This window comes from Bradyrhizobium sp. CCBAU 11430 (assembly GCF_028128855.1).
GTDB classification, from domain to species: Bacteria; Pseudomonadota; Alphaproteobacteria; order Rhizobiales; family Xanthobacteraceae; genus Bradyrhizobium; species Bradyrhizobium ottawaense.
Genome location: NZ_LBJV01000072.1, coordinates 362,858 through 374,673 on the forward strand (window position 1 = coordinate 362,858; position 11,816 = coordinate 374,673).

The following is an 11,816-nucleotide window of genomic DNA, read 5'->3' on the forward strand; positions in this document are numbered from 1 at the left end:
GTGTGGCGCGCATTATAGCACAGACGGCGGAATGTAGGGTGGGTTAGCGTCAGCGTAACCCACCTCTTTAGGTCTCGGGGCGCGAGAAGTGGTGGGTTACGCCAAGCGACTGCGCTTCGCGCAGCCGCCAAGGCTAACCCACCCTACGCTTACAGCAGCTGCGAACGCACCGACTCCGCGCCCTCCTGCAACAGCGGCAGGAAACGGCCGATCAATTCCTGCGCCGGCACCCGATCGACATGGGCGCCCATGTTGATGGCGGCGACGATGACATCGTCGTAGCGGCGCACCGGAACCGAGATCGAGCGGAAATGCGGCTCGGCCTCGCGGTCGACCAGTGAATAGCCCTGCGCGCGGTCGGCGACGATGCGCGCGAGCAGCGCCTTGGGATCGGTCACCGTCTGCGGCGTCAGCGCCTCGCGCGTCATCGCCTTCAGGCGTGCGGCAAGGTCGGCATCGTCGAACTGGCCGAGCATGGCGCGACCAACCGAGGTGCAGAACGCCGGCAGGCGATAGCCGATCTCCAATCCGCCCGAGAACACGCGCGCCGGGCTGCCTCGGGCAATGAACACGACGTCATCGCCGTCGAGCACCGCGAGCGAGGAGATTTCGTTCGCCGCGGTCGCAACGCGATCGAGCAGCGGCTGAATCATGGCGACGAGCTGGTTGGACCGCAAGTAAGATGCCGCCAGCGTCAGCACATGCGGCGTCAGCGAGAACAGCTTGCCATCGCCGCTGACAAAACCGCCGCGCTGGAGCGTGAACAGCATGCGCCGCGCGGTGGCGCGCGGCAGGTCCGCGGCGCGGGCGAGATCGCTCAGCGTCATCGGGCCGGCCGTCGTGCCGAAGCATTGCAGCAGGCGCAGGCCGCGATCGAGCGCTTCGACGAAATCCGTCGCGCGCTCGTCGGTCTCGCTCCGCTTCAGTTTGGGCATGGTGACGGGACAATCCTGCAAAATAGTGCTTGCTGCTGCTCCAAGGCATGTCATAATTCGTCCATTCGTTCAATAGGCGAACAAAAGCCACTCCACTCCACAGAGGGATGCTACTGCCATGATGAGCCAGGAGCAGAACGACCTGATCACCCGCACCGGTCCGAAGGATCCGTGCGGCAAGCTGATGCGGAGCTACTGGCAGCCGGCGGCGCTGGTGGATGAGCTCGAAGGCGATCGTCCGATCCGTCCCGTCAAGCTGCTCGGCGAGAACCTGGTGCTGTTCCGTGACGAGACCGGACGCTACGGCCTGATCGACCGGCACTGCGCGCATCGCGGCGCCGACCTCGCGTTCGGACGGCTCGAGCACGGCGGCCTGCGCTGCGCCTTCCACGGCTGGCTGTTCGACGCCACCGGCCAGTGCATCGAGACGCCGGCCGAGCCGAAGGACTCGAAGCTCTGCCAGAACATCCGCCAGCGCTCCTATCCGGTGGTCGAGAAGAGCGGCATCCTCTGGGCCTATCTCGGCGAGGGTGAGCCGCCGGCTTTTCCGGAGCTCGACTGTTTCGTCGCGCCTGATACTCACACCTTTGCGTTCAAGGGCCACATGGCCTGCAACTGGCTTCAGGCGCTCGAAGTCGGCATCGATCCCGCGCACGCCTCCTATCTGCACCGCTTCTTCGAGGACGAGGACACCTCTACCGCCTACGGCAAGCAGTTCCGCGGCGCATCTGCAGGGTCTGATCTGCCGATGACGAAGATCTTGCGCGAGTACGACCGCCCGATCATCAATGTCGAGCACACCGAATACGGCCTGAGGCTGATCGCGCTGCGCGAGATCGACGAGGAGCGCACCCATGTGCGCGTCACCAACCAGCTCTTCCCGCACGGCTTCGTCATCCCCATGAGCACGGAGATGACGATCACGCAGTGGCACGTGCCGGTCGACGACGAGAACTGCTACTGGTACGCGATCTTCACCAGCTATTCGAACCCGGTCGACAAGCAGAAGATGCGCGACCAGCGGCTGGAGCTCTACGAGCTGCCCGACTACAAGTCGCGCAAGAACAGCAACAACGATTACGGCTTCGATCCGCACGAGCAGCAGACCGCGACCTACACCGGCATGGGCAACGACATCAACGTCCACGACCAATGGGCGGTGGAATCGATGGGCGCGATCCAGGACCGCACCAAGGAGCATCTCGGCACGAGCGACAAGGCGATCGTGCAATATCGCCGCCTGCTGCGGGCCGAGATCGAGAAGGTCTCAGGCGGCGAGAAGCCGATGCTGTTCCTGGACGAGAGCAGGGCACGCAGCATCCAGGGCCCCGCGACCATGGACGGCATCGGGCCGACCCAGGGCTGGGAGCTCTACTGGATGGAAGTCGACGTCAAGCGCCGCCGCGGCGCCCCCTGGGCCGCACCGGTGCCGAAGGAGATCGCGGACAACGTGCACCGGCTGACGGCGGCGGAGTGACGTTCATGCACCGAACCCGTAGGGTGGGCAAAAGCGCAACGCGCCGTGCCCACCATGCTTCGGTGTGGTCGATAGACGCGGTGGGCACGCTCCGCTTTGCCCACCCTACGGCAGCTGAGGGAGTAGCAAAGTGACTTTCGTCGCGCGTCATGCGCTGTGGTCGGATGAGCAGAGGGACGCCGCGTCGCGCATGCGCCGTCTCGTCGAGGACAAGAACCTCGAGGTCATCCGGCTCGCCTTCCCCGACCAGCACGGCATCCTGCGCGGCAAGACCATCATCGCCTCCGAGGCGATCGCCTCGCTGGAGAGCGGCTGCTCCATCACAACGACCATGCTCGCCAAGGATACTTCGCACCGCACGGTATTCCCGGTGTTCACCGCGGGCGGCGGCTTCGGCATGAAGGAGATGGAGGGCGCGGCCGACGTGCTGATGGTCGTCGATCCCTCCACCTTCCGCGTGCTGCCATGGGCGCCGGCGACGGGCTGGGTGCTGTGCGACCTCTACTTCAATGACGGCCGCCCGGTGCCGTTCGCGACGCGCTCGCTCTATCGCAAGGTGCTCGACCAGCTCGCCAGCCGCGGCCACGATTTCGTCGCCGGGCTCGAGGTCGAATTCCACATCTTCAAGCTCGACGACCCGCATATGCGGCCCGAGGACGCCGGCCAGCCGGGCACGCCACCATCAGTGAGCCTGCTCAGCCACGGCTATCAATATCTCACCGAGCAGCGCTTCGATCAGATGGAGCCGGTGCTGGAGATCCTGCGCCGCGACATCGTCGCGCTCGGGCTGCCCCTGCGCTCGGTCGAGGTCGAGTTCGGGCCGAGCCAGTGCGAGTTCACCTTCGCGCCGAAGAAGGGCCTGGAGCCCGCCGACAACATGGTGCTGTTTCGGAGCGCCGTGAAGCAGATCGCGCGCCGGCACGGCTATCACGCCACCTTCATGTGCCGCCCGAAACTGCCGAATGTGTTCGCGAGCGGCTGGCACCTGCACCAGTCGATCGTCTCGCGCGCCAGCGGCGAAAACATCTTCATGGCCAAGGACGGCAGTGAGCCGCTCAGCGCGTTTGGCCGGGCGTACCTTGGCGGCCTGCTCGACCACGCCCGCGCCTCGACCGTGTTCACCACGCCGACCATCAACGGCTACAAGCGCTACCGCTCCTATTCGCTGGCGCCCGACCGCGCGATCTGGGGCCGCGACAATCGCGGCGTGATGATCCGCGTGCTCGGCGGTGCCAATGATGCCGCAACGCGCCTGGAGAACCGCATCGGCGAGCCCGCCGCCAATCCCTATCTCTACATGGCCTCGCAGATTCTCTCGGGCCTCGACGGCGTCGACCGCAAGCTCGATCCCGGCCCGTCCGCCGACACGCCCTACGAGACCAAGGCGCCGCTGCTGCCGAAGAGCTTGCGCGATGCGGTCAGCGCGCTGAAGGACGATCCGTTCTTCCGCGACAAGCTCGGGCCGGAGTTCGTCGACTACTACACCCACATCAAGAACGCCGAGATCGACCGCTTCCTGTCAGAAGTGACCGACTGGGAGCACCGCGAATATTTCGAGGTGTTTTGACGCCCTGCCCCGCGGATTCCTCAAGAGAGTAACGGCTCACGGCCGTGTGAAGCGGCTTCGTCGCGCCGGTTCCGACGACATCGCAACCGCTGCCGGACGAAGCCATTTTCCATCCCCGCGAAAACCCACTGAAAGACTCCTGCGCTAGGATTCCTGCATGTGATCAACAGTGGAGTTCGATCATGTGGGACCAGTTATTCAGCCTGATCTACCGCCTGTCGTGCCGGGCAACCTTGATCAACATCGGTCGGCATCATCTGGCGCGCTGAAACTCAATGGATGCGCGATAGGTAAGATGGATTGACCAGATTAGGAGCGTTTCCATGCGCAAGCTGATCCTGATCGCAACGGTGTCTCTGCTCACAAGCCAGGCCTATGCGGGTGGGTCGCGGAGCCTCAGTCTCGCAGCGAGCAATTCCAGCCAGCAGGCGATCGAGCAACCCGCCACGGCGGCAACGGTCTCGCCGCAAACCACCCAGGCGCCGTCGCAGCCGGCAAATGTCCAGACTGCGACCACCGCACCAACCTCAGCGACGGCACCGGCGGCCACGGTGGCACCAACCACGCAATCTACGCCGCCGGCAAGCACGGCCGGAACGACCAAGCCGAAGCGGCGTCAGCTGTCCACCGACGCCCAAATCGTCCGTGCGCTGCATCGCCACGGGATCTATTGGTAGGATCGGCAGCCGGCCCCGGTCTTCACCATCGCCATACTCACCAGCGGTAGCCGAGCGTTGCGATGACGGTCAGCGGGGCACCGCGGTAGCAATATCCGACCTGGCACGTGGTGTAGTGCAGATTGAACAGGTTCTTGGCGTTGACCTGGAACTGCAGGCCCTTCAGCTCCTTCGCCGCCTGGCCGAAATCAAATTTCAGCGCAGCATCGACCAGGGTCACCGAACTGTTCTTGAACGTGTTCAGATCGTCGCCATAGCTCCAGGACATGTAACGCACGCCGCCACCGATGCTCAGTCCCGCAAACGGGCCGGCCAGCGGCAGGGCATAGTTGCCCCACAGCGTCGCGGTGTGCGGCGGATTGCCCGACGGAAACTTGCCGATCTGCGCGCTGTCGCCGGCCTGCTTGGTGACCATGTCGAGATAGGTGTAGGACGAGGTGATGTCGAAACCGCCGCCGAGGCTCGCGAGCGCCTGCAATTCGAAGCCGCGGCTTTGAATCTCGCCGCGCTGGACCGTGACGCCTGTCCCGGTCGTGACCAGGCCCCCGCTCTGGGTCAGGTCGAACACCGCGGCAGTGATGAAGCTCCTCGTCCCCTGCGGTTGATATTTGACGCCGATCTCGGTCTGCTTGCCGGTGGTGGGCTTGAAGAAGGCGCCTGTGGGATCGACGCCGAGATTGGGAAAGAACGAGGTTGAATAGGCGACGTAAGGCGCAACTCCGGAATCGAACACATAGGTCAGCCCGGCGCGCCCGCTATAGGCCTGTTCGGACTGCTGCTGGCGGGTCAGCGCGAACTGATCCTCGCCCGTGGTGCGAACCCAGTCGCTGCGGCCGCTCAGCGTCAGGATCCAGTGGTCGAGCTTGGCCTGGTCCTGGATGTACACGCCGGACTGGATCTGCCGCTGCTGCGTTGAGGACGAGATAGCCGGATCGGGAATGGATTCCGGCGCGTAGACCGGCGCGGCCAGATTGAGAGGGGAAACCCCGAAGCCAAATCCCTGCTTGTCGTTGAATTTCGATGCCGTGTAGTCGGTGCCGACCAGGAGCGTGTGTTGCACCGGACCGGTCGAGAGTTTCGCCTCGACCTGATTGTCCATGATGGCCGATTGCAGCGTGTCGTGGACGTAGCCGGTATAGCGCGAGACGACATTGCCGACGGGAGCGCCGAGAAAACCGACATAGCGCGTGACCGCATCGACGTCGACATAGCGGAATTTCTGGCGAACGGCCACGGCGTTGTTGAACGCGTGCTCGAACAGATAGCCGACGCGGCCCTGCTCCTGGTCGAGCGAATGCGAACGGCCACGGCGTTGTTGAACGCGTGCTCGAACAGATAGCCGACGCGGCCCTGCTCCTGGTCGAGCGAATTGTAGGACGGGCTGCCGGTAAAGATGTCCGTCGTCGTGCCGGTGCCCGTGGAATAGGTGAACATGGACCCCGGCGTCTTCGATTTCTGGTAGGCGCCGAGAATGGTGAGGGTCGTCGATTGGTCCGGCTTCCAGGTGACGGCGGGAGCGACGTAGATACGATTGTCCTTGCCGCCGGGCACGAACACGTCGGCGTCGCGCACGACGCCGGTCAACCGATAGGAAAATTGGCCGTTGGGATCGACCGGACCCGAGAGATCGAAATTGCCCTGAACGCGCTCGCGGTCGCCGAACACCGTCTGCACCTCGTGGAACGGCTGGCTGGTCGGCGGCTTGCTCTGCAGGTCGATCAATCCGCCGGGCGAGCCGAGACCGTAGAGGGCCGAGCTCGGCCCGCGCACCACGGTGATGCTGTCAACGCCATAAGGCTCGGTCTTGAACACGCCGAGACCGGCGCCGACGAGGCGCAGGCCGTCGAGATAGACGCCGTTATAGGTGATGTCGAAGCCGCGGATCGAGATGGCGTCGAAGCGCGGATCGTAGCCGGAGGCATCGATGCGGACGCCCGGCTCATAGCCGACCGCTTCCGTCAGCGTCTGCACGGCGCGGTCGTTGAGCTCCTTGCGGGTCACGACCGAGATCGACTGCGGCGTCTCGAGCAGCGGGGTGTTCGTCTTCGTGCCTGCCGAGCTGCTGCTTGCGACATAGCTGTTCTCGCTCGACGCGTTGGCGCGGCCGCTGCCCGCCTCGCGCGCATCAGAGTTTCTGGCTTGTCCGGACCCGGCATTGCGCGGGATTGCGACGCGGCCCCGCTGCGATTGTGAGGCGCGCTGGGCAGATTGGCCACGCGGACGCGCCTGGCTCGGCGCCTCCACCGTGACCGGAGGCAATGTGCCGGCCGTCGAAGGCGAATTGGTTCCGGAGACCTGTGCCGCCGAGGGCGTCGCGTGCAGGACCACTCCCAAACCGGCCGCTCCCAGACCAGTTCTCACCATCCGTTCCCAGCCGAGCCTCTGCCCGTCGTTCCGCCTCATCGTATTCCCCGAGTTCCGTGTTCAACAACCCGGGTGTAACCAGATCAAAGCGGTCGCCGCCTTTGCGCGCGCGCAAATCACCTTTGATCCCACGTGGAGGCTCTCGAGTTTACTGATAGCGGCTCGGCGAATGGCCGAAGCGCCTGCGGAAGGCTGTCGCGAAATTCGCCGGATGGGAATAGCCGACCCGATAGGCCGCTTCGGTGACGGACAAGCGCTGGTGAATCAAAAAGGCACGTGCGGCATCGAGCCGCTGAGCCCTGAGATAGTCGATCGCGCTCTGGCCATATGCCATCCGGAATTTCTGGTTGAAGGACCTGCGGCTCAGCCCCGCGTTCCGCGCCAGTTCGTCGATGCTCCAGGGATAGGCGAGATCGGCGTCCATCCGCTGCTTCACCGATTGCAGCCGCGTCCACTGCAGATCGGTGGTCGGATCGGTCGCAATCCGGCCGCGCTCGCCGAACAAGGCGTGAACCACGATCTCGGCGGCATGCGCTGACAGCAGCAATTGCGCCGCGTTGCCGGTGACCGGCGGCGAAAACATTTCTGCCGCGACCGCCTGTATGCGCGCAGACGCTCTCAGAGAGACGATCGCTGCGCCCGAGACGTCGTTCGCAAACAGCGCCCGAAACTCATCGCCGAGTCCGAGTCCATCGATCGAGGTTTGGGGAAACGCCAGGCCGATCGCGGAACGCTCGCCGGAGTGAACCGCGCGTTCCGCCGCGCAGGTTTCGCGCACGGCAATTGCCGTCATCTGCCCTTCGCAGCCGATGCTGCGCGTCAGAATGCCGCGTCCTGCGTCACCATCAACGGAGACCGAGATGAACAGGCCCGGGGCTGCGATGGCAGAGCCCCCGGCATCGGCTCGAAACTCGCCTCTGACAAACACGCAGCCCGGAAAATCCAGCCATCGCGCTGTCGAAGCGCCGGGCTGTGCGGAACCGATGTCGTCTTGAGGCCGTCCGACAATTTGATCGTAGAAGTCCCGCATCGAATCCGCTTACGCCGCGGCTTGTTTGACCGCTGGCGGCGGCGCGCTCAAGAGCTCTGCGCGCGGTTTGGAGGGATTCGAAACTGGATTTGCTCGAAGGGAATCTTGCGCATTACGCGCGGTCGGCAGCAACGCGCGTCAGATGCCGAGATATTTGTGCTGGAGATCCGGTTCCGCCATCAGCTGATCGGAGGTGCCGCTCCACACCGTCCTGCCGCGCTCGATGATGGTGTGGCGGTCGCAGATGCGGGCGAGGTGGTCGACGTTCTTGTCGACGACCAGGATCGACTGTCCGCGGCTCTTGAGCAGCGACAGGCAGTGCCAGATTTCTTCGCGGATCAGCGGCGCGAGGCCCTCGGTCGCTTCGTCCAGGATCAGGAGCTTTGGATTGGTCATCAGCGCGCGGCCGATCGCGAGCATCTGCTGCTCGCCGCCCGAGAGCTGGTTGCCCATGTTGGACGCGCGTTCAGCAAGGCGCGGGAACAGCACGTAGATCGCGGCCAGCGTCCAGGGATTGGGGCTGCTGAAGCGGTCGGCGGCGGCCGCGACCAGATTCTCGCGCACGGTGAGGTTCGGGAAGATCTGGCGGCCCTCAGGAACCAGGCCGACGCCGAGCTTTGCGATCCTGTATGAGGGAAGCTGCCTGACCTCGGCGCCCGCGAAACGAATGCTGCCTGATCGCGCCGGCGTCAGGCCCATGATGGAGCGGATGGTCGTGGTCTTGCCCATGCCGTTGCGGCCCATCAGCGAGACCATCTCGCCGGGCTTGATCGACAGCGACAGGCCGAACAGCACCTGGGAGAGGCCATAGCAGGTCTCGATGCCGTCAACCTCGAGCAGCGTATCAGCCATGATGCGTCACCACGTGCTGGTCCCCGAGATAGGCGCGCTTGACGTCCTCGTTGGCACGGATCGCGGCCGGATCGCCCGAGGCGATGACGCGGCCATAGACCAGCACCGTGATGCGGTCGGCGAGCGCGAACACCGCCGGCATGTCGTGCTCGACCAGAACGATCGAGACCTCCTTGCGCAGCTCCTGGAGCAGCTTCACCATGCGCTGGGATTCGGTGACACCCAAGCCGGCCATCGGCTCGTCGAGCAGCAGGAGCTTCGGCTTGCTCGCGAGCGCGACCGCGAGCTCGAGCTCGCGCCGCTCGCCATGGCTGAGCCTGTTCACCACGACGTCGGCGCGATGCAACAGCCCGACGCGATCGAGCGCCGCATGCGCGGCATCGCGCAAGGATCGCTCCTTGCGCGCGTTGGCAAAGAAGCGGAACGAGGTGCCGGCATGGGCTTGTGCCGCCAGCGCGACATTGTCCGCGGCGGTGAAATCGAGCAGCAGCGAGGTGATCTGGAACGAACGCGCAAGACCCAGCGCACAGCGGCGATAGGCCGGCAGATAGGTGATGTCGCGCCCCGCCAGCGAGACGCTGCCGGAATGCGGCTCGAGATGCCCGGTGAGCTGGCTGATCAGCGTGGTCTTGCCGGCGCCGTTCGGGCCGATGATGGCGTGCAGCTCGCCCGCGGCGACGTCGAGCGAGACGTTATCCGTCGCAACGATGCCGCCGAAGCGACGCACCAGCTTTTCGACGCGAAGCAGGGGTTCAGCCACGGCCGGCCCTCCCCAGCATGCCCATGATGCCGCCGCGCCCGAACAGCACGATCAGCAGCAGCAGCGGGCCCATGATCAGCGCCCAATATTCGGTGATCTGCGACAGGAATTCCTCCAGCAGCAGGAACACCACCGCGCCCATGATCGGGCCGATCAGCGTGCCCATGCCCCCCAGGATCACCATCACCATGAGGTCGCCGGAGCGCGTCCAGTACATCACGGCCGGGCTGACGAAGTCGGTGTTGTTGGCGAGCAGCGCGCCGGCGAGGCCGCACATGGTGCCTGAAATGACGAAGCAGACGAGCTTGTAGCGCTTTGCCGGGAAGCCGATCGCCTGCATGCGCTGCTCGTTGGAGCGCAGGCCCTGCACGACGAGGCCGAAGCGCGAATTGACGATGCGCCAGATCAGGAAGATGACGCCGAGGAGGCAGGCGAGGCAGAGATAATAGAACTGCGTGCGGTTCGACAGGTTGACCAGCCCGGAGAAGTCGCTGCGCTTGTAGACGGTGAGGCCGTCATCGCCGCCGTAGCGTGCCAGCCCCGAAGCGACGTAATAGGCCATCTGCGCGAAGGCGAGCGTGATCATGATGAAATAGACGCCGCGGGTGCGCAACGAGAGCGCGCCGATCACGAGCGCATAGAGCGCGGACGCCGCGAGCGCGACCGGAAACTGGATGAAGCCGCTGCCGACGCCTTCCTGCGCCAGCATGCCGACGGCATAGCCGCCGATGCCGAGGTAGGCGGCATGGCCAAAGCTCATCATGCCGCCAAAACCCATGATGAGGTTGAGGCTGGCGGCCGCCAGCGCCAGGATGATGATGCGGGTGAACAGCGTCAGGATGAAGATGTTGCCGGAGAGCTGCGAATAGAGCGGCAGCAGCAGGAGGCCCGCCAGCATCAGGGCCGTGACGGCCTTGCTCACAGTGAAAGACTTCATCGACGGTTGGCCGGAAACAGCCCCTCCGGCCGTACCACCAGCACGATCGCCATCAGCAGGTAGATCAGCATGGAGGACAGCGCGGGCGCGGCGGTGGAGGCAGCGGCGCCGCTCAGCACCTGTCGCAGCAGATTAGGCAGGAAGGCGCGGCCGAGCGTGTCGATCATGCCGACGAAGATCGCGGCCAGGAACGCACCGCGGATCGAGCCGATGCCGCCGATCACGATGATGACGAAAGCGAGGATCAGGATGTTCTCGCCCATGCCGATCTGCACAGTGAGGATCGGCGCCTGCATCAGGCCGGCAAGGCCGGCGAGCGCGGCGCCCAGGCCGAACACCAGCGTGTAGAGCAGCTTGATGTTGATGCCGAGCGCGCCGATCATCTCGCGGTTGGAGGCGCCGGCGCGGATCAGCATGCCGATGCGGGTGCGCATCACGCCGAGATAGAGCAGCAGCGCCACCAGCAGCGCCACCACGATGATGGCGAGCCGATAGGCGGGGTAGTGTATGCCGGGCAGGATCGGCACCGGCACCGTGAGCCAGGCCGGCAGCGGCAGCGCAAGGCCGGCCGGGCCCCAGATCAGCCGCACGGCTTCGTTGAAGAACAGGATCAGGCCGAAGGTCGCCAGCACATGGTCGAGATGGTCGCGGCCATAGAGATGCCGTAGCGCGCTCATCTCCAGCACGATGCCGAGCACCAGCGTGGCCCCCAGCGCCATCAGCGCCCCGAGCAGGAAGCTGCCGGTCCACGCCGCGAAGGTCGCGGCGAAATAGGCGCCCATCATATAGAGCGAGCCGTGCGCGAGGTTGACGAGATCCATGATGCCGAACACCAGCGTCAGGCCGGCGGCGAGCAGGAACAGCAGCAGGCCGAACTGCAACCCGTTCAGGAACTGTTCGACGACAAGCAGCATCAAGACTCTTTCAGGCGCACGCGGTGTCGCGCCGATGTTCGAACACGTTCGCCATCAGTGAAAGAGCTCCCCCTGCCTGTTCAAGGCGGAAAAATGGGTAATGGCAGTATCGTTCCGAGGCAAGAGCGATTCGACACCAAACATGCACTTTGTTGCATGCCGATGCATGTGATCGAGACGCTCCTGCAAGAAAGCTGCCGTGCCGGCCGGGGCAACCTGCCGCAGGTCTGCGTCATGCCCGGGCTTGTCCCGGGCATCCACGTCCTTCGTGCCAGGTGGCTCAACGTGGATGGCCGGGACAAG

General features: G+C 64.8%; 10 protein-coding genes and 2 pseudogenes. 3 read left to right on the plus strand and 9 right to left on the minus strand.

All coding sequences use genetic code 11. The features are described 5' to 3' along the window. Nucleotides 1-149: 149 nt before the first annotated feature. The gene (locus tag XI04_RS34725; protein WP_271609659.1) at nt 150-935 is read right to left on the minus strand and encodes an IclR family transcriptional regulator domain-containing protein; all 786 of its coding nucleotides are present in this window, start codon (nt 933-935) and stop codon (nt 150-152) included. Between the two features lie 118 nt (nt 936-1,053). On the opposite strand from XI04_RS34725, the gene XI04_RS34730 reads away from it, so the two are divergent. The 3 genes from XI04_RS34730 (at nt 1,054) to XI04_RS34740 (ending at nt 4,656) form a co-directional block, all read left to right on the plus strand. Beyond that, a complete protein-coding gene (locus XI04_RS34730; protein ID WP_271609660.1) occupies nt 1,054-2,412 on the plus strand; it encodes an aromatic ring-hydroxylating dioxygenase subunit alpha in 1,359 nt (452 codons plus the stop codon). A gap of 130 nt (nt 2,413-2,542) precedes the next feature. Then, a complete protein-coding gene (locus XI04_RS34735) occupies nt 2,543-3,979 on the plus strand; it encodes a glutamine synthetase family protein (RefSeq protein WP_271609661.1) in 1,437 nt (478 codons plus the stop codon). 323 nt (nt 3,980-4,302) lie between these two features. Continuing rightward, the gene (locus tag XI04_RS34740; protein ID WP_028139760.1) at nt 4,303-4,656 is read left to right on the plus strand and encodes a hypothetical protein; all 354 of its coding nucleotides are present in this window, start codon (nt 4,303-4,305) and stop codon (nt 4,654-4,656) included. Nucleotides 4,657-4,693: 37 nt separating this feature from the next. On the opposite strand, the gene XI04_RS34745 is transcribed toward XI04_RS34740, so the two are convergent. The 8 genes and pseudogenes from XI04_RS34745 to XI04_RS34780 form a co-directional block, all read right to left on the minus strand. Next, entirely contained in the window at nt 4,694-6,379 is a 1,686-nt protein-coding gene (locus tag XI04_RS34745; RefSeq protein ID WP_333916432.1) for a TonB-dependent receptor domain-containing protein, read from the minus strand. Between the two features lie 59 nt (nt 6,380-6,438). Continuing rightward, nucleotides 6,439-7,059 (minus strand): annotated as a pseudogene (locus XI04_RS34750) (TonB-dependent receptor plug domain-containing protein); the annotation flags it as partial. 109 nt (nt 7,060-7,168) lie between these two features. After that, nucleotides 7,169-7,948, minus strand: coding sequence for an AraC family transcriptional regulator (locus XI04_RS34755; protein WP_271609663.1), 780 nt, complete (start codon nt 7,946-7,948; stop codon nt 7,169-7,171). A 240-nt stretch (nt 7,949-8,188) separates the two neighbouring features. After that, the gene (locus tag XI04_RS34760) at nt 8,189-8,902 is read right to left on the minus strand and encodes an ABC transporter ATP-binding protein (RefSeq protein WP_028139757.1); all 714 of its coding nucleotides are present in this window, start codon (nt 8,900-8,902) and stop codon (nt 8,189-8,191) included. Then, on the minus strand, nt 8,895-9,662 hold the full coding sequence (locus XI04_RS34765; RefSeq protein ID WP_018316880.1) for an ABC transporter ATP-binding protein: 768 nt from the start codon (nt 9,660-9,662) through the stop codon (nt 8,895-8,897). Before XI04_RS34765 ends, XI04_RS34760 begins: the two co-directional genes overlap by 8 nt. Further along, entirely contained in the window at nt 9,655-10,599 is a 945-nt protein-coding gene (locus tag XI04_RS34770; protein ID WP_038970763.1) for a branched-chain amino acid ABC transporter permease, read from the minus strand. Before XI04_RS34770 ends, XI04_RS34765 begins: the two co-directional genes overlap by 8 nt. Next, complete coding sequence (locus XI04_RS34775; RefSeq protein ID WP_028139755.1) at nt 10,596-11,513, minus strand: branched-chain amino acid ABC transporter permease; 918 nt, start codon at nt 11,511-11,513, stop codon at nt 10,596-10,598. The genes XI04_RS34770 and XI04_RS34775 overlap by 4 nt, the downstream gene beginning before the upstream one ends. A 54-nt stretch (nt 11,514-11,567) precedes the next feature. Next, nucleotides 11,568-11,816 (minus strand): annotated as a pseudogene (locus XI04_RS34780) (hypothetical protein); the annotation flags it as partial.

What these genes read in the sequence shown, in the direction of transcription:
- XI04_RS34725 (WP_271609659.1), bottom strand. Translation starts at nt 935, where the DNA reads ATGCCCAAACTGAAGCGGAGCGAGACCGACGAGCGCGCGACGGATTTC.
- XI04_RS34730 (WP_271609660.1), top strand. Translation starts at nt 1,054, where the DNA reads ATGATGAGCCAGGAGCAGAACGACCTGATCACCCGCACCGGTCCGAAG.
- XI04_RS34740 (WP_028139760.1), top strand. Translation starts at nt 4,303, where the DNA reads ATGCGCAAGCTGATCCTGATCGCAACGGTGTCTCTGCTCACAAGCCAG.
- XI04_RS34760 (WP_028139757.1), bottom strand. Translation starts at nt 8,902, where the DNA reads ATGGCTGATACGCTGCTCGAGGTTGACGGCATCGAGACCTGCTATGGC.
- XI04_RS34770 (WP_038970763.1), bottom strand. Translation starts at nt 10,599, where the DNA reads ATGAAGTCTTTCACTGTGAGCAAGGCCGTCACGGCCCTGATGCTGGCG.
- XI04_RS34775 (WP_028139755.1), bottom strand. Translation starts at nt 11,513, where the DNA reads ATGCTGCTTGTCGTCGAACAGTTCCTGAACGGGTTGCAGTTCGGCCTG.